Genomic DNA, 16,370 nt, shown 5'->3' with positions numbered 1-16,370 from the left:
AGGGTGCGTCACGTTCGTCGGGCGTAGCGCACCTGCGGACGACCGGCCTTGCCGTATTCGGTGAGTCGCACGAGCGCGCCGTCGTCGGCAAGACGTTCGAGATAACGCCACGCCGTCACCCGCGACACCCCGATCCCTTCACCTACCTGTGCGGCGGTGCACGGCTCGTCGACCTCTCGGAGGAAGCCGACGATCCGGTCGAGTGTCGCGGGGGCGATGCCCTTCGGGCTCGACGCGCGTGTGTCGGATGTTCGCAATGCCGCCATCGCGCGATCGATCTCGTGTTGTCCGGCGGCTCTACCCGCGCTGTCGAGTGCCTCGCGGTACGACACGTAGCGTTCGAGCTTGTCGCGAAGCGCTGCGAAGGTGAACGGCTTGAGCAGATACAGCACGATTCCGCGGGCGACGGCGGTGCGCACCACCTCGAGTTCGCGCGCCGAGGTCACGGCGATGATGTCGGGACTCGGGTGGAACACGCTGAGCGCGGCCGCGATATCGAGTCCGCTGGTGTCGGGCAGTCCGATGTCGAGGAGTACGAGGTCGATCGGTTCACCCGCGTGAGCGGCCGCGGCAACCGTGCGCAACGCGTCCTGCCCTGTATGTGCGACACCGGAAACCGTGAATTCCGGTAATCTGCCCAGATATTCGCGGTGCGCGTCCGCGATGAGAGGTTCATCTTCGACGATGAGTACACGAATCATGATTCGGTACCGTCCCTTCCGGGCCCCATCGGGATCTCGACGACGACCATCGAAGCGAGTGACGACTCGGTGTGCACCGTGCCGCGGTACCGGTTCACGACCTGGCTGACAAGCGCCAGCCCGAGACCGTGATGATCGGACTTCGTGGAGTATCCGCGCTGTGTCGCGTGGGCGAGTGTCTCCGCGGTCATCCCCGGTCCGCTGTCTGCCACTTCCACGACCATCGTCGACCCCTCCTGCCGTATTGCGACTTCGACCCACGGGTCGTCGGAAGCGCGTGACGCATCGATGGCGTTGTCGACGAGATTGCCGACGAGGGTGACGAGATCCCCGGTGCTCATCGGCGGGGTGGACTCGAGCGCGGTGTCCTCGGTGACGGTCAGCGCGACACCGCGGGTCGAGGCGTCGCTGGACTTTCCGAGCAGCAGCGCAACCAGAGCAGGTTCACGGACCGCTGTGGTGAGGCGATCTATCAGCGACTGCGACAACGCCAGCTCGTGGGTAGCGAACGAGACCGCCTCGTCGGTGCGACCCAACTCCACCATCGTGACGATCGTGTGCAGCCGGTTCGCCGATTCGTGCGCCTGGGTTCGCAGGGACTCCGCGAACCCCCGCACAGAATCGAGTTCGCCCAGGACGTTCTGCAGTTCGGTGTGGTCGCGGAGCGTGACCACGGCGCCCAGTCGTCGTCCTTCCCAGAGCACTGCGTCACTGTTGACCACGAGCACCCGGTTTCCGGTCACATGCATTTCGTCGCGCACGTCGTCGCCCCGGCGGGCAAGCTCCCGGAGGGTTTCGGGGAGGTCGTCGAATCGTGCGGCGCGGTCGGAAGGAACTTCGAGCAGGCGGCGGGCTTCGTCGTTGATCACGTCGATCCGCGGTTGGGAGGAAGCGTCGGTACCGAACACCAGCAGACCTTCGCCGATGGAGTGGAGGACGGCGTCGTGGTGCTCGTAGAGCAGACGTAGCTGCCGGGGGTCGAGTCCCAGCGTCTGCCTTCGCAACCGGCGAGCGATGAGATAGGCACCCGCCGCGCTGACCGCGACCCCGGCCGCAACCACACCGATGATGGTCGGAAGACCGTCCAGGAAGCCCTGCCAGATCCGCTGCCTGGTCACTCCGACGGACACGAAGCCGACGAGTTCTTCATCCTGACCGTAGACCGGCGCGACCGCACGGATGGAGGGGCCGAGCGACCCGGTGTACGTCTCGGCGAAGGTCTCGCCCGCGCGTGCCGACTCGGTGTTCCCTGTGAACGGGCGTCCGATCTCCTCCGGAGTCGGGTGCGTGAGCCGGATTGCGTCCTCGGTCATCACCACCACGAAGTCGACGCCGGTCGCGGCGCGCACTTCCTCGGCCCGCTCTTGCAGCGTCCCCACGGGGTCACCGGCGGAGATGCCCTCTGCGACCTCGGGAAACCGCGCGATGGTATCGGCGATCTCGATCACTTCTCTGCTCGTTGCCCGGTCCGCCTCACGGCGTTCGTCGACGATGAACAGGGCTCCGGCCGCCACGACCATCACAGTGAACACCACCAGCTGCAGGATCAGCAGCTGTCGGGCGACGCTGAGTGGGCGGTGCTGTCGGGGTTCCGGCATATGTCCTCGCGCATTCGACGTGCATGAACTCAATGCACGCAATCTTCTCCCGCGGCTTTCCGGGTACCACCATTTTCCAGGGTGGACGTGACTCCGGTCACCAGACGCGAAGGGCGCACAATGAGCATCAGTAAGAGCGGTTCCACACGCCGCGACCGTACCCACTGGCTGTATATCGGCGTCATCGTCGCGGTGGTCGCCGGGGTGGTCGTCGGATGGTTGGCCCCGGAAACGGGTAAGTCGCTCGGTGTCCTCGGCACCATGTTCGTCGATCTCATCAAGATGATGATCAGCCCGGTCATCTTCTGCACGATCGTGCTCGGCATCGGATCGGTGCGTGCTGCTGCCAGCGTCGGACGCATCGGCGGTCTCGCCCTGATCTACTTCATCGGAATGTCGACGGTCGCTCTCGCGATCGGTCTCGGTGTCGGCAACCTCCTCGATCCAGGTTCGGGCCTGACACTCGATCCGTCGACCGCCGGCTCGGGCGCCGCACTCGCCGAGCAGGCACACGCCGCGGGCGGCACCGCCGATTTCATCGCCTCGATCATCCCCACGTCGCTGCTGTCCGCTCTCACCGCCGGTAGCGTGTTGCAGACCCTGTTCGTGGCGTTGCTCGTCGGATTCGCGATCCAGGGCATCGGGAAGTCCGGAGAGCCGATTCTGCGCGGTGTCGCGCATGTCCAGAAGCTCGTGTTCAAGATCCTGACGATGATCTTGTGGCTCGCCCCGATCGGCGCGTTCGGTGCGATCGCGAACGTGGTCGGTCAGACAGGCCTGAACGCGGTGGTGCAGCTGGGCGCTCTGATGCTTGCCTTCTACCTCACGTGCCTGGTGTTCGTGTTCGGTGTGCTCGGCTCGCTGCTCAAGGCCGTCGCCGGAGTCTCTGTCTTCAAGCTCGTCCGGTACCTCGCCCGCGAGTATCTGCTGATCTTCGCGACTTCGTCGTCGGAGTCCGCTCTGCCTCGTCTGATCGCCAAGATGGAGCACCTCGGTGTCGAGCGCACGACGGTCGGTGTCGTGGTGCCCACGGGCTACTCGTTCAACCTCGACGGCACCGCCATCTATCTGACGATGGCTGCGCTGTTCGTCGCCGACGCCATGGGCAGTCCGCTCATGTTGTCGGAGCAGGTGTCGCTGCTGGTGTTCATGGTCATCGCGTCGAAGGGTGCTGCGGGAGTCACCGGCGCCGGTCTCGCGACATTGGCAGGCGGCCTGCAGAGTCATCGGCCGGATCTGCTCGACGGTGTCGGGCTGATCGTGGGTGTCGACCGATTCATGTCGGAGGCGCGCGCCGTCACCAACTTCTCCGGCAACGCCGTCGCGACGCTGCTGATCGGCACGTGGACTCGCTCGGTCGACCGCGAACGCGTCGATGAGGTGCTGTCGGGCCGGGTGCCGTTCGACGAGAGCATGCTCGGTGACGACGACATGCCGGAACCTCCCAAGGAACCGTCGCGGCTCGAGAAAGTCTCTGCTGTTGGGCCGTAGTGCCGTAGTCAGGGTGAATTCACGCTCCGCCGCACGAGTGGCGGGTTGGTAGAGACCTGTCGGTATGCCCGCCCGGTCAGCAAGTCAGTCGTCGGTAGCGGTGTTGCCATTCGCGTTGCGAGACTTGGACAACGATTCCATAAGACCGCGCATGGCACGCATATCGGAGCGTAGCTCGTCCAGTTCGGAGCGGAGGTCGTCCACTGTGTCGATGGGTGGTTCGGCGGGCGCCGGTTCGCGCTTCACCTTCGTCGGCGACGGGGGCGGCGTCACGGTGGTTGATTCGGTTCGTGCCGGGGCGAACCCGTCGAAGAAAACCGATGTGACAGTGGCGGTTATCGATTCGATGTCGGCGGCGAGGGTGTCTCGGTGCCATCTGACCGACTGGAAAACGCACTCTCGCATCATCCGCTGGAACTCGAATACGTCTATACCGGAATTGAATTCACCATTGCGTACTCCTTCATCGACAACGTCGAACCATGCCCGGTGCGAGGATTCGACGGAACCGGCGATCTCCGTGTACTCGGGGAGCGCACCGAGGTTCTCGATCTCGTTCTGATAGATCTCTGTGGCGTAGGGATGCTGGTCTGCGACTTCGAGTGAGACTCGGACCATGAGCCCGAGACGATGGCGGGCCGTCTCGGGCTCGGCCCGGACGCTCTCGTAGTTGCATACCAGGTCCGTCAGGAAACTCCTCAGGATCTCGGAAACGATGGCATCCTTGGAACTGAAGTAGTGGTACAGCGTCCCGGAATTCAGCCCGACCGCGTCGGCGATCTCGCGGATTGTGGTGGCTGACATTCCTCGTTCGGAAAAAAGCCGAGCCGATTCGGCCAGGATCTTCTGACGCCGACTGGCTGTCACTGTTCACCTCTCGTGTTCGGGTCTGACGATCTGTGCATGCGCCGCCGCATTCGAGGCTATCAGCAGGTCAGGGCTGTTTACCTGAGCCACGTCAATGCGCTCTTCGCTCGTTGTGGCCACGTTTGCCGAGCATGCGACCCAGGTGGGGTCGAGTTGCTACCGGTAGGGGTGTGATGCGGGGAACTGCCTTCTCACGAGTCGAACCATGTCCAGTTCCAAGGCTCGATGTTGCGTAGTACCCCGGCGAACAAGAGTTCGAAGCCTTGTTCGAGCGGTTTCGGCTCGAGCTCGATCCCGCGCCGTGCCCGATCGGCCAGATACAGGGCTGGGTCTCCGTCGAGAAACACCATCACGATCCGCACCTGACCCGATGAAGTGCGGTCGTCCTCTGCGAACGTGACCCCGTCGTCCGAATCGCGTCCCACGTCGAGTGTGGTGCTGTAGCTCGAGAAGGTCCACACCCCGGCGACCTCCTCGCATTCCAGCAGGGCCGGTATTACTTCGCGGTCCTGCCTGGCAAAGAACTGCTCGCTCACACTGCCGTTGGGGTCCTGGACCCGAGTCGCGACCAGCGAGATTCCCCGGTTCGGACGCATCGGCAGCGCGTCCGCGCTGACCAGGCAACGCGGGCTCACGTAGCCCTTGACCGGCATGAAGGTGCCCATCACCAGACGCCGACTGAGGCGGACATCGGGTCGCCGTCCCATTTGGAACGTCCGGACCGCGAGGTCTTGCCATTGGGCGAGGCTCTCGTCGACGGGGTCCCGGAACCAGTAACTGTTGACGTAGTGCACTCCGTCGAGCGCTTCGCAGGTCCGGGTGGATTCTGCGCAGTCCGGGCTGTGCACCCACCGCTCGCCGTGGACGACACCGTCCAGAGCCAGATTTTCGGGCCGATGGTCGAGCTGGTGCCAAGCGTTGTACTCCGCGTGCGAAGTCGGGTCTACCACCTGGGTGAACGAGAAGAACACCTTGCGGCCTAGCATTGTGCTGCCTCGGCGAGTGCCGGCGCGACCCGGGTGAATAGCAGTTCCACGTGGCGGTCGACCAGCGCGTCGGGCATCCCCGGGAGCCCGGCCCACAGATAGACGTGCTCCACTGGCATGGAATGAGTTCGGAGACGGATCTCATGGGCCGCCACCTCGGGTGTGGCGACGGTCAGCCCCGGCACCGCCCCCGTCAGATCGAATTCGGCGATCAACTCGATCTCCAGATCGGTGGCGCTGCGCACATCACCACGCCTGCTCGCATATGTTGCCTGTTGGTGTGCGAAATGCGGGATCAGTCGTCTTGTAGTCGCCTCGGGATCATCGGCCACAATGATGTTGAGCATGCCACCGCGGCGGGCCGCGCCCGCGCCGTGGCCGCCCTCCTCGAGACCGGTGAGGTACGGCGCCGACAGAGCCGGGTCGAGCGAGAGTAGTCCGGCTCCGAGACGTCCGGCCCGGGCGGCGCCGCGGGGCCCCTGATATCCGAGCCACATCGGCACCGGTGCCTGCGCCGGTCCCGGCGTGACACCGCCATCCGACAGTAGATTCCGCACCGCGGCGAACACTGTGTCGGTGACGTCGTAGCGGGTGCGAAAGTCCGATCCGAATGCGTCGAATTCCTCTGAGGACCACCCGGCGCCGAGCCCGAGTTCGAGTCGCCCGCCCGAGACCAGGTCTACGAGCGCGGCCTCTTCCGCGATGTGGACGGGATGGCGGTGGGGCGCGAGCAGGACGGCCGTGCCGATCCTGATGCGCTCGGTTCGGGCGGCGATCGCGGCGGCGAGGGTGAGCGGTTGCGGTAGGTAGCCGTCCTCGAAGAAGTGGTGCTCTGTCAGCCACACCGAATTTGCGCCGAGTTGCTCGGCCCAGGCAACCCGATCGAGCATCGCACCGTAGTGCTCAGCGCGGGGGCGTTCCCATCGGGTCGGGTTGCGCATGTCGAGGAAGAGTCCGAGCTTCACGAAAAGCGGTGTCCTGTCCGTCGGTGTGGTCGAATGAATGAAGTGGCTGGGCTCAGTCAGCGGCGGGAGGGGCAGGGCCATCGAAGGCACGATCTCTGCGGCGGCGTTGTCGCCTGAATCGGCGGCGCCGCACACGTCGACATCCGCGCAGTCGCGCGCGTCCTCGATGTCGGCCCCTCTACCGATCTCGGTTTCGAAGGTGGTTTGCCACTGGGTGAGCTGCTCGGAGGTCCAGCCGAACTGTGTGCGTTCGTCGAGCAGCCGATCGGCGACCCTTGCAACCATCGCCACCCGCGGTGCGCGTCTCGACTCGACCTCCCCGAGAATGTCTGCGGGGGCCAACGGCCGTGTCTTTGTGCGGTAGTGCGCCCAGGTGGCCTCGAGAGCGTCGGATTCGGCACAGTCCCTGAGCAGTTCGGACCAGTAGTACTCGCCGAATCCGTCCGGGGGCGCGTACTGTTCGATTCCGGACCGGATCCGAAGGATTTCCCGGCACGTAAAGACGTCGACGGTCTTGACCCTGGTCACGACGCGATCACATTCGGTGATGCGGCCGTTACGGATTCGAGCGCCACCCGGCGGATATCGCGCCTGCCGAACTTGCCGCCCGACGAGCGCGGAGCAGCTGGTCGACGGCCGGATGTGTTCAGCCTTCGGTCCGATGTGTCGGAGCGCTCGGGAGTGGCAACGGCTTGTACCTGCACGATCTCGTGCAGCGGGTCGATGCCCCACCAACCCGACTCGACGTACTGCCGTGCAGTCGCCGCGTCGATCGAACTCATGGACTGGTTCCTCCTGTGCGGGGGTGGCGGGTGTGCGGAGTTACTCGGACTGCGGGTCCCCGGAGACCTCTTTCGACCACACCAGGTCCTGATCCCCCCACGTGCGCGGTGGGCGGGAGAAGACCTCCTCGAGCATCGGCATGAAGAACTCGAGTGGTTCGGTGTCGTAGTCGGGGTCGAACGACTCCTGGTCCCATGCTCCGCAGAAGTGGGCGCAGGTGTCGAAGTAGGGGGAGTCTCGATACCGGTCACGACTGTCGGTCGGAATCCCGAGCTTGTCGCCGTAATGGTAGGTCTGGAAGACACCGTGGTGTTTGACGATCCACACCGCCTCGTCGTCGAGCACCGGCCGCAGGATCGCGGCAGCGACCTCGCTGTGATTGTCCGGGCAGAGATCGTCGCCGATGTCGTGTAGGAGGGCGGCCACCACGAGATCGACGCGGGCACCTTCCCGGTGTGCACGGGTCGCGGACTGCAACGAGTGCTCGTAGCGATCGACGCGGTAACCGAAGGTGTAGCCCTTCATCGACTCGAGCAGACGCACAACCGTCGCGAGCCAGTGGTCGCGACGATGGACCGCGGCCTCGTCCCGGATCAGTTCCATCTCCGCGGCGGTGGCGTCGTCCATCCGGGAGAATTCGACGGTACGGGTGTTGTCAACCATGTCAGCTTCTTTCGGTCTCGGTCTCGGTCTCGTTGGTCGATGCGTCGGGCCCGGCAGTCAGCCCGGGCTGACACTGGTTTCGCTCGGTGTGTCCGTCACCGCGGTGAGGGCGAGGCCTTTGGTCTCCTGGGTGAAGTAGGCGGCGGCGGCAACAGCCAGTGCGAGCACGATGACGTACCAGGTGAACAGGTCCGGCGTACCGCGGGAGGTCAGCCACGAATTGAGGTACGGCGCGGTACCTCCGAAGATCGCAGCCGCGAGCGACACCGCGATTCCCGTACCTGCGGCGCGGGACTTCGTGGAGAACAATTCGGCGAACCAGGCGACCTGTGTACTGGCCGCGAGCGCCTGGATGACGAGCGCCAGGGACATCGCCACGACCAGGGTGAGAGCCGAACCGTCGAGCATGCCCGACAGGGGGAAGGCGAGCAAGGCCACCAGCAGTCCCCACGCGATGTTGTTGGGACGACGTCCGAATCGGTCGGCGAGGAGTGCCGCGAGTGGGAGAGCGAGGATGAAGACGATGTTGGCGACCACGCCGGCCCACATCGCAAGTTTGTCGTTCACGTGGTGGAAGCTGATGGCGTACGCGGGAGCGTTGACCGACCAGGTGTACGAGAAGACCGATGTGCCGCCGACGAGGAGAACGACGCGCAGGATCGAGGTCCGCTGCGCCCAGATGTCGCGGAGCGCGGAGCGTGCCGACGACGGTGTCCCGGTGCTCGCGGCCTGGTCGGCGAAAGCTGCGGATTCCTCGAGGCCGCGACGCAGGTAGAGCGCGAAGAATCCGAGCGCACCGCCGATCAGGAACGGGATGCGCCAGCCCCAGTCGGCCATCGCCTGGGAGTCGATCGCGGTACGCATCACCGCGCCGAGGAGGGTGGCGAGCACCGTTCCTCCGACGGTGGACATGATGACCGTGGTACCCCACAGTGCGCGGTTGTCGGGCCGCGCCACCTCGGCGATATAGGTGTATGACCCGCCCTGCTCACCGCCGTGTGCTACGCCCTGGATGCAGCGGACGACGAGCAGCCACAGCGACGCGAACACGCCGATCCGCTCGTAGGTGGGCGCGATCGCGATCAGGACACTCGATGCTGCGACCAGTGTCATGGTCAGCACCATGACGAATTTCCGTCCGCGCCGATCGGCGACCAACCCGAAGATCAGGCCGCCGATCGGGCGCATGACGAACCCGACCGCGAACACCGCCATCGTCGACAACAGGTTCGACACCTCGTTGGTCGAGTGAAAGAACTGGTTGGAGAAGTAGACCGCGAAAATCGCGAACACGGTCCAGTCGAACCACTCCAACGTGTTTCCCATATTGACGGCCAGAATCATCCGAGCCCGGCCCTTGACCCGGGATCGGATCGCCGGCGTCGGACTCTCCGCAGGATCGTTCTGTGTTGGTGAGGCGGTCATGCCGGTTCTCCTTGTCGGGAGGGGTGCGGTGGGGCAGTGGGAAGGGCGGAGCAGTCTCAGCGCTGGACGGTTGTTGGAGGGGACCCGGTGCCGTCGTGTGAGGTTCCTCGGTTTTCTGCTCCTGCCCGATTCGGAATCGGGACGAGGGGCACGAGAACACGGAGGACTGCGCGCTGTATGGCGAGCATCACAAATTTAGGGCGATCCGCAAAATATGTCAATCAAGCGTTTGGCTGGCTATGCGGGACGTGGGATGCGCGATGTGCATCTCTGACGACTCGGGCTGCACGGTATGTGTGCAGATCGGGGGACCTGGGGGCCGGTCGGTGGTCGCGGGTGCGGGGCTGGGTGCTGTTCGTCGACGGCGTGGGGTTCCCCGGTGCGAGGGCTTACATCAGTATCTTTTGTAAGATAGAGTTCCGACACGTCCGAATCTGTGACCCCAATCTCACCCCATGGAGGCGCTGTGACCGTGTACGACGAATCGACGGCCATTGAAGGTGGTCCGGATTCGATGGGTGAGTGGCGACCGCGTGCCACGCCTCCGATCGGGGTCGATCTCAACAACGAGCAGAAACTCGCCTGCGCGTTCCGGATTCTGGCGCGCGACGGCTTCAGTGAAAACATGGCCGGCCACATCACCTGGGCCGATCGGGACGACGACAGCCTCCTGATCAACCCGTGGGGGCTGTGGTGGGACGAGGTCGCGGCTTCCGATGTGTGCCGTGTGGACGCGAACGGTGCTGTGATCGAGGGCAAGTGGGATGTCACGCCCGCTTACCACATCCACACCGAACTGCACCGGCGTCGTCCGGACGCCCGGGTGGTCATCCACAACCACCCGTACTACGTGACCGTGCTGGCCGCTGTCGGTGTTCTGCCGATGATCGCGCACCAGACCGGCAGTCTGTACGACGACGACCTGTCCCTGGTCGACGAGTACGACGGTGAGATCAACGACGCCGAGCTCGGTCGGGGTCTCGCCGACCAGATCGGCGACCGCAACAACGTCATCCTCGCCAGCCACGGCATCATCACCACCGCCGACACGATCGAACTCGCGGTCTACCGCGCAGCCTCGATCGACCGGTTCTGCCGGCTGGCGTACGACATCCTGCTGCTCGGCAAGGACCCACTGCCGATCGAGAAGAGCATTCGAGTCGCGATGCAGAAGGCGCTCGTCGAGCGAGCGGCCGGTGTCTACTGGGCCGGCGCCGTGCGCAAGCTGCTCCGGACCGACCTCGACGTTCTCGACTGAAGACTTCCATACCCCAAAATTTGCGGCTGCGTAGGTAACGCAGCCGGATTCGCCGACCCCCGACAATTGAGGAGCGTGCGAGATGGCCAATCTCGACGAACTGATCCACAACACCGACTTCACCCAGAACGTCAAGGGAAAGGTGACCTTCCTGCCCGAACCGGAGAGGGCGCACCGGCCTTTCCCCTTCATCTCCGTCGATGATCACATCGTCGAGCCCAAGGACGCGTTCGAAGGTCGTCTGCCGGCGAAGCTCGCCGACCGAGCACCCAAGGTCATCCACCGCGACGGCGCGGATATCTGGGTGTACGACGGTAAGGAGATCCCGAACGTCGGCTTCAATGCGGTCGTCGGACGCCCGGTCGACGAGTGGGGTTTCGACCCGCAGCGCTTCGAGGATATGCGCCGTGGTTCGTGGGACATCCACCACCGTGTCAAGGACATGAACCTCTCGGGTGTGTATGCGTCCCTGAACTTCCCGTCGTTCCTCCCCGGATTCGCCGGCCAGCGTCTACAGCTGAGCACCAATGACCAGGAACTGGCGCTTGCTGCGACGCGCGCCTACAACGACTGGCACCTCGAGGGATGGGCGGGCCCGTATCCGGACCGGATCATCCCCTGCCAGATCCCGTATTTCCTCGACCCCGAGATCGGTGCGCAGGAGATCTACCGCAACGCCGAGCGGGGCTTCAAGGCGGTGACCTTCTCCGAGGGTCCCCACGCCCTCGGGCTGCCGTCCGTGCACTCGGGTCACTGGGACCCGATCATGCGGGCGTGCGAGGAGACCGAGACCGTCATCAACCTGCACATCGGCTCGTCCAGCACGTCGCCGAGTACATCGGAGGACGCTCCGCCTGATGTGTCCGGCACGTTGTTCTTCGGCTATGCCATGTTCGCGACCGTCGACTGGTTGTTCTCGAAGATCCCGGTGCGCTTCCCGAATATCAAGATCGTAATGTCGGAAGGTGGAATCGGTTGGGTTCCTGCACTTCTCGACCGTCTCGATCACATGAACACCTACTCGTCGATGTACGGCACATGGGAAGGCATCGACATCTCCCCAGCGGACGTGCTGAAGCGGAACTTCTGGTTCTGCGCCGTGGAGGATCCGTCGACGATGGTTCTGCGTGACCGGATCGGGATCGACCACATCCTGCTGGAGGAGGACTACCCGCACAGCGACAGCCTGTGGCCCCGGACCATGGAGGTCGTCAGTGAGTCCATGAAGGGACTCTCTGCCGACGAGCTACGCAAGATCACATGGGAGAACGCATCCAAGCTGTACCGGCATCCAGTGCCGCAGAGCGTGATCGACGATCCGAACAGCTTCTGACCGAGTGCTGGGCGGGTCCGGCCTTCCGGTCGGGCCCGCTCAGCCGAAGAACAGGCGGTCCCGCGCGACCGCGGGATCGAGCGAGACCGCAGGTCGGTCCGGGTCGTGCGGATAGGTTTGTACATCCCGGAGATGCCGGGCCGCGATCACCCGCGCCGATGCGGCGTCGCCGTCCTCGATGCACTGCAGGATCTGGCCGTGTACGGCCAGCGCCTGGGTCCGTTCTGCCGGCGGAATCCGTTCCGGGTCCGCTCGCTCGCTTGCCCAATCCGTGACGTGGCTCGACCACAGGGCCTCGAGGGCTCCAGCCAGCACGATCAACGACCGGTTTCCGCACAGCTTCACCACGGATTCGTGAAACCGTCGCGAGAGTGCGGTCGCGGCAACAAGATCGTCGACTTTCGACAGTGATTCCTCGTGCAGGGCGCGCAGAACCGGAACCACCTCGGTGGCACGGTCTCCGCGTTCCGCGCACAGCGCCGCGCACATCGGCTCGACCTCGTGCAGCGCGCGACCGACGTCGTCGATGTCCGTTCCCGACATCGCGAGCACCATCGAGAGGCTGTAGGCAACGTTTCCGGGGGTGGGCCGGTGCACGACGGCTCCGCCCCGGTTACCGCGGCGGACACGGACGAGACCCTCGGCCTCGAGAATGCGCAGGGCCTCACGTAGGGACTGGACGTTGACCGGGTACTGCTCGCGCAGTTCGGCTTCCTTCGGCAGGAGGTCGCCCTCGTTCAGATCGCCGCGCAAGATCCGCTCGCGGATCTGGTCTGCCACCATCTCGGCGAGTCGCCGCCAGCGCAGGCTGCCCGGGTCGGAGACTGGCGACTTCCGGTCTTGTGCGTGTGCGGGCACTGCCGCCGCATCCTTCCGATCTCGGGAGTCCATGAGTATAAAGTTACCAAATTTACTGAACTTGGCCTGCAACCTATCGAGCCGTTCCCGCGGGTCGGAAGCGAATCACCCTAGCGTCCATAGCGGCAGTTCGTCGCGGCACACCCGTGCGACATTGGCCGCAGTCATCTCGTACATACGTCGACGGGCCGTCGAACTACCACCGGCGACATGCGGGCTCAGCAGGACATTGTCCAGCTCGAACAGCGCACTGTCGGACTCGAGCGGTTCGCGCGCAAAGACATCCAGCGCGGCCCCGGCCACGGATCCGGAGCGAATTGCAGCGGCGAGCGCAGCCTCGTCGACGACCGGACCGCGAGCAACGTTGACCACCAAGGATTCCGGTGGTAGCAGCGCCAGCTCCGGTGCGGCGATCAACCTGTGGGTCTGTGCGGTGAGCGGGACTGCGACCACGAGCACGTCCGAGCGCGCGAGGAGGTCATCGAGCGGCCGGTGTCGCAGCGGAGAACCGGGGTCGGGGTGCCGCGAGGTGTATACGACGTCACATCCGAATGCCTGGAAGAGCGCGCCGCAGCGCCGGTTGATGTCGCCGAAGCCGACGAGCCCGACCCGGCGTTCGCCGAGGTCACGACACTCGCGTTGCAGGATCGACGCCTGCGGCCACCGTCCGGCACGCATCTCGGCGTCGGACCACCTGATCGAACGACACAGGTCGGCTGTTGCCGCGACCACCCACTCCGCGACCGAAGCGGCGTTACCACCGGGTGTATTGGCAACGGGTACACCGACTTCGGTCCAGGAATCGACGTCGATGAAGGAGATGCCGACGCCGGGCTGCTGGATCAGCTGCAGGTGTCCGCCCACCGCGGCCTCGGCGGCACCGAGCGGCAGCTGCCCACTCCAGTCCGCAACGACGATGTCGGCGTCCGGCAGCAGGGCCCGCACTTCCTCCGCGGTCCGGACGGCGGGTACGAGAACGGAGCCGGCATCGCCGACGGCGGTCCGCACCGCCCGCTCGACCGCCGGATCCTCCATGAGAATCAGGACCCGGTGGGGCGGGCGGTGCGGGCTGTGCCGGTGCGGCGCAGGGATCAGGCCGTCGATGGTTCACCGGTTCTTCCGGGCAGTCGTGTCGCCGCCAGGCCACCGAGCACTGCGCATGTGGCGATCAACGCGTACGCCCACTGGAACCCGATGCCCTCGTACACCGGCCTTCCGCCGGCCATCGCCTGAATGTTCGCATTGAGCACCACGAACACCACGGTTGTGCCGATACCTGCCATCAGGGTGCGGCTCACCTCGGTGAGGCTGGCGCTGACCACCTGATGGTCAGGCGGCACCGCCGCGATGACGAGATTCGGTATCGCGGCGCCGGCCAGTCCAACACCGAGATGGGCCAGTGCGGTCGCGGTGAGCACGAGCAGTTCGTCGCCGCGTCCGAGGCCCATCGTCAGCGCGCCGACCGCGATGGCGACGGCCGCCGCTACCATGTGCACCTTCGCTCCGTGTCGCCGCACGGTGAGTCCGACGATCAGTCCGCCGCCGACGATGCCGATTCCGTTGATCACGCCGAAGATCGCGAACTCACTGGCCGTCATGCCGAATCCGTAGTCGCCGCCGGCCTCGCGAGGCGTCATGGCCATGATCGCGAGGATCGAGCTGGTCGTGGTGCCGACGCCGTACACCAGGCCCGACGCGAGCACCGTGTACAGCAGCGCCGGACGTCGCAGTTTCCGCAGATCGACCAGCGGTTCGGGGGCGTGGCCCGCCTGCACGATCCAGGCCGCGAACAGCGCGCACCCCACCGCCAGCAGACCGAGAGTTCCGGCGCTGGTCCAGCCCCACTGCGGCGCCGAGCTCACCGCGACCAGGACGGCCGCGACCGAGCTGCCCAGCAGGAGCGCACCCATTAAGTCGGGACGCGAATCCGAGGACCGCACCGGGGATTCCGGCACCATGAGCAGAGCGGCGCCCGCCAGTACCGCCGTGAGGACGGTGACGAACCAGAAGGCGCCCGAAACACCGTGATTGTCGATGAGCCAGCCCGCGAGGAACGGCTGCAGCACGACGACGATACCGGTACCGGTCACGGTGACACTGACCGCGAACGGCACGATCTTCTCGGGGAAGACGTCTCGGATCAGCGAATAGCAGAGGAACGCGACCGAGAAGATCGCACCCTGCAGCGCGCGGCCGAGCAGGAACATCGGGAAACTCGACGCGACCGCGGACAGCAGGGAGCCGACGACGGTGATCGCGAGCACGACCATCAACAGGCGCTTCTTGCCGTACATGTCGGCGAGTTTGCCCACCAACGGCATCGCGATGCTCGCGGTGAGGAACGCGATCGTCATGGTCCAGCCGGCCTGAGTGGTCGCGTACTCGGCCGAGATGGTAGGCAACGCGGTACCCGCGAGGACCGCGGACACCGGGATGATCTCACTGACGAGGATCAGGACGATCAGGATCGTGACGAGCCGTGGCGTCCACCGGTGAGGGTCCTCCGCGACGGCGGCGGTGCCGCCCACCGGCACTCCGCCGTCGACGGTGCCTGTCACTGCGGGAGTCCCTTCGCTCCGGCCGGCGGCGGCGTGTACCGGTGGCCCCACACCGCGCCCTCGGTGATCCGGTAGGTGGGGGCCGCGTCTTCGATTCGTTCACCACCCCATCCGATCTCGGTGGCGTGACCGTCGGGGGAATAGGTGTAGAACGAGAGCATCCGGTCGTTGGTATGCTTGCCCAGCGACTGCATCATCGGGACTTCGAGATCGTGGGCGCGATCGAGAGCCTTGCCCATGTCGTCGAGGTCGACGGTCTCCACCATGAAGTGGAGCAGCGCAGGGCCCGCAGCAGGATTGAGTCCTAGCGTGTGCTGGCGAGCGTTGCAGCCGAGGAAGTAACTGGTGCCGCCGGGCAACGCGAGCGAGTTGCGTTCGGCGAATCCCAGTACCCCTACGTAGAATTCGTAGGTCGCTTCGGTGTCGACACAATTGAGGATGACGTGTCCCATGCCCTGATCGCCCGTGACGAAGCCGGACAGGTGCGGAAGCTCCACACGCCGGTGGCTCAGCACCGGCCCGTAGAACAGTTCCACCCGATTGCCGGACGGATCGTCGAACGCGGCGAAGCCCGTGACCTGCCGCAGGGCGCACTCCTCGGCGGTGCCGGCGCGGGTCTCGATGCCCGCGGACTCGACACGGGATACCAGGTCTTTCAGATCGGAACGGTTCAGGACCTCGAAGCCGACGGCGTCCAGTCCTGGTACGGCAGACTCGGTGACTACCAGTCGCGGCGGGTAGTGGTCCATGCGGTAGTGCAGTGAGTCCGGCAACGGGCCGTCGACCGGCATCATGCCGATGAAATCGCGGACGAAGGGATTCCACCGCTCCGCCGACTCGACGTTGAGGCGTAGGTATCCCAGGGAAAGGACAGGCATTGCGTA

General features: G+C 65.2%; 15 protein-coding genes. 3 read left to right on the top strand and 12 right to left on the bottom strand.

Annotated elements, in window-relative coordinates:
* Positions 1-8: 8 nt before the first annotated feature.
* Positions 9-701: a response regulator gene (locus ACZ46K_RS28860; protein WP_054806565.1), complete on the bottom strand. Its 693-nt coding sequence runs from the start codon at positions 699-701 to the stop codon at positions 9-11.
* Positions 698-2,299 (bottom strand): sensor histidine kinase, encoded by a 1,602-nt coding sequence (locus ACZ46K_RS28855; RefSeq protein WP_464746126.1) that lies wholly within the window; start codon positions 2,297-2,299, stop codon positions 698-700. The genes ACZ46K_RS28860 and ACZ46K_RS28855 overlap by 4 nt, the downstream gene beginning before the upstream one ends.
* Positions 2,300-2,419: 120 nt before the next feature.
* On the opposite strand from ACZ46K_RS28855, the gene ACZ46K_RS28850 reads away from it, so the two are divergent.
* Positions 2,420-3,790, top strand: coding sequence for a cation:dicarboxylate symporter family transporter (locus tag ACZ46K_RS28850; protein ID WP_464746124.1), 1,371 nt, complete (start codon positions 2,420-2,422; stop codon positions 3,788-3,790).
* 84 nt (positions 3,791-3,874) lie between these two features.
* Here ACZ46K_RS28850 and ACZ46K_RS28845 read toward each other — a convergent pair whose 3' ends face one another.
* The 6 genes from ACZ46K_RS28845 to ACZ46K_RS28820 all read right to left on the bottom strand — a co-directional run bounded on the left by ACZ46K_RS28845 (position 3,875) and on the right by ACZ46K_RS28820 (position 9,479).
* Positions 3,875-4,657: a TetR/AcrR family transcriptional regulator gene (locus tag ACZ46K_RS28845; RefSeq protein WP_277874525.1), complete on the bottom strand. Its 783-nt coding sequence runs from the start codon at positions 4,655-4,657 to the stop codon at positions 3,875-3,877.
* A 191-nt stretch (positions 4,658-4,848) separates the two neighbouring features.
* On the bottom strand, positions 4,849-5,643 hold the full coding sequence (locus tag ACZ46K_RS28840; RefSeq protein ID WP_132475385.1) for a hypothetical protein: 795 nt from the start codon (positions 5,641-5,643) through the stop codon (positions 4,849-4,851).
* The gene (locus ACZ46K_RS28835; RefSeq protein WP_464746122.1) at positions 5,637-7,136 is read right to left on the bottom strand and encodes an LLM class flavin-dependent oxidoreductase; all 1,500 of its coding nucleotides are present in this window, start codon (positions 7,134-7,136) and stop codon (positions 5,637-5,639) included. Before ACZ46K_RS28835 ends, ACZ46K_RS28840 begins: the two co-directional genes overlap by 7 nt.
* Positions 7,133-7,390, bottom strand: coding sequence for a hypothetical protein (locus ACZ46K_RS28830; RefSeq protein ID WP_464746120.1), 258 nt, complete (start codon positions 7,388-7,390; stop codon positions 7,133-7,135). Before ACZ46K_RS28830 ends, ACZ46K_RS28835 begins: the two co-directional genes overlap by 4 nt.
* A 40-nt stretch (positions 7,391-7,430) precedes the next feature.
* Positions 7,431-8,054, bottom strand: coding sequence for an HD domain-containing protein (locus tag ACZ46K_RS28825; RefSeq protein WP_054716780.1), 624 nt, complete (start codon positions 8,052-8,054; stop codon positions 7,431-7,433).
* Between the two features lie 57 nt (positions 8,055-8,111).
* On the bottom strand, positions 8,112-9,479 hold the full coding sequence (locus tag ACZ46K_RS28820) for an MFS transporter (protein ID WP_241997451.1): 1,368 nt from the start codon (positions 9,477-9,479) through the stop codon (positions 8,112-8,114).
* A 514-nt stretch (positions 9,480-9,993) separates the two neighbouring features.
* Here ACZ46K_RS28820 and ACZ46K_RS28815 point away from each other — a divergent pair.
* On the top strand, positions 9,994-10,737 hold the full coding sequence (locus tag ACZ46K_RS28815; protein WP_054716787.1) for a class II aldolase/adducin family protein: 744 nt from the start codon (positions 9,994-9,996) through the stop codon (positions 10,735-10,737).
* A gap of 82 nt (positions 10,738-10,819) precedes the next feature.
* Positions 10,820-12,070, top strand: a complete 1,251-nt coding sequence (locus ACZ46K_RS28810; protein ID WP_054810437.1) for an amidohydrolase family protein — start codon at positions 10,820-10,822, stop codon at positions 12,068-12,070.
* Between the two features lie 39 nt (positions 12,071-12,109).
* On the opposite strand, the gene ACZ46K_RS28805 is transcribed toward ACZ46K_RS28810, so the two are convergent.
* From ACZ46K_RS28805 to ACZ46K_RS28790, 4 genes are all read right to left on the bottom strand, one after another.
* Positions 12,110-12,853 carry a FadR/GntR family transcriptional regulator gene (locus ACZ46K_RS28805; protein ID WP_464749500.1) on the bottom strand — a complete coding sequence of 248 codons (744 nt, stop codon included), beginning with the start codon at positions 12,851-12,853 and terminating at the stop codon, positions 12,110-12,112.
* Between the two features lie 180 nt (positions 12,854-13,033).
* Complete coding sequence (locus ACZ46K_RS28800; protein WP_464746118.1) at positions 13,034-13,963, bottom strand: 2-hydroxyacid dehydrogenase; 930 nt, start codon at positions 13,961-13,963, stop codon at positions 13,034-13,036.
* A gap of 56 nt (positions 13,964-14,019) precedes the next feature.
* Positions 14,020-15,486, bottom strand: coding sequence for an MFS transporter (locus ACZ46K_RS28795; RefSeq protein WP_158289211.1), 1,467 nt, complete (start codon positions 15,484-15,486; stop codon positions 14,020-14,022).
* Positions 15,483-16,364: a VOC family protein gene (locus ACZ46K_RS28790; protein ID WP_132475397.1), complete on the bottom strand. Its 882-nt coding sequence runs from the start codon at positions 16,362-16,364 to the stop codon at positions 15,483-15,485. Before ACZ46K_RS28790 ends, ACZ46K_RS28795 begins: the two co-directional genes overlap by 4 nt.
* Positions 16,365-16,370 lie beyond the last annotated feature (6 nt).

The organism is Rhodococcus sp. JCM 9793 (assembly GCF_055380405.1).
The sequence above is the reverse complement of the archived record's forward strand: the minus strand, read 5'-3'. Positions and strand labels throughout refer to the sequence as shown.

Coding starts and splice junctions, on each gene's coding strand:
- ACZ46K_RS28860 (WP_054806565.1), bottom strand. CDS start 701: ATGATTCGTGTACTCATCGTCGAAGATGAACCTCTCATCGCGGACGCG.
- ACZ46K_RS28800 (WP_464746118.1), bottom strand. CDS start 13,963: ATGGAGGATCCGGCGGTCGAGCGGGCGGTGCGGACCGCCGTCGGCGAT.
- ACZ46K_RS28815 (WP_054716787.1), top strand. CDS start 9,994: ATGGGTGAGTGGCGACCGCGTGCCACGCCTCCGATCGGGGTCGATCTC.
- ACZ46K_RS28810 (WP_054810437.1), top strand. CDS start 10,820: ATGGCCAATCTCGACGAACTGATCCACAACACCGACTTCACCCAGAAC.
- ACZ46K_RS28850 (WP_464746124.1), top strand. CDS start 2,420: ATGAGCATCAGTAAGAGCGGTTCCACACGCCGCGACCGTACCCACTGG.
- ACZ46K_RS28825 (WP_054716780.1), bottom strand. CDS start 8,054: ATGGTTGACAACACCCGTACCGTCGAATTCTCCCGGATGGACGACGCC.
- ACZ46K_RS28805 (WP_464749500.1), bottom strand. CDS start 12,853: ATGGTGGCAGACCAGATCCGCGAGCGGATCTTGCGCGGCGATCTGAAC.
- ACZ46K_RS28830 (WP_464746120.1), bottom strand. CDS start 7,390: ATGAGTTCGATCGACGCGGCGACTGCACGGCAGTACGTCGAGTCGGGT.
- ACZ46K_RS28840 (WP_132475385.1), bottom strand. CDS start 5,643: ATGCTAGGCCGCAAGGTGTTCTTCTCGTTCACCCAGGTGGTAGACCCG.
- ACZ46K_RS28855 (WP_464746126.1), bottom strand. CDS start 2,299: ATGCCGGAACCCCGACAGCACCGCCCACTCAGCGTCGCCCGACAGCTG.
- ACZ46K_RS28820 (WP_241997451.1), bottom strand. CDS start 9,479: ATGACCGCCTCACCAACACAGAACGATCCTGCGGAGAGTCCGACGCCG.
- ACZ46K_RS28790 (WP_132475397.1), bottom strand. CDS start 16,364: ATGCCTGTCCTTTCCCTGGGATACCTACGCCTCAACGTCGAGTCGGCG.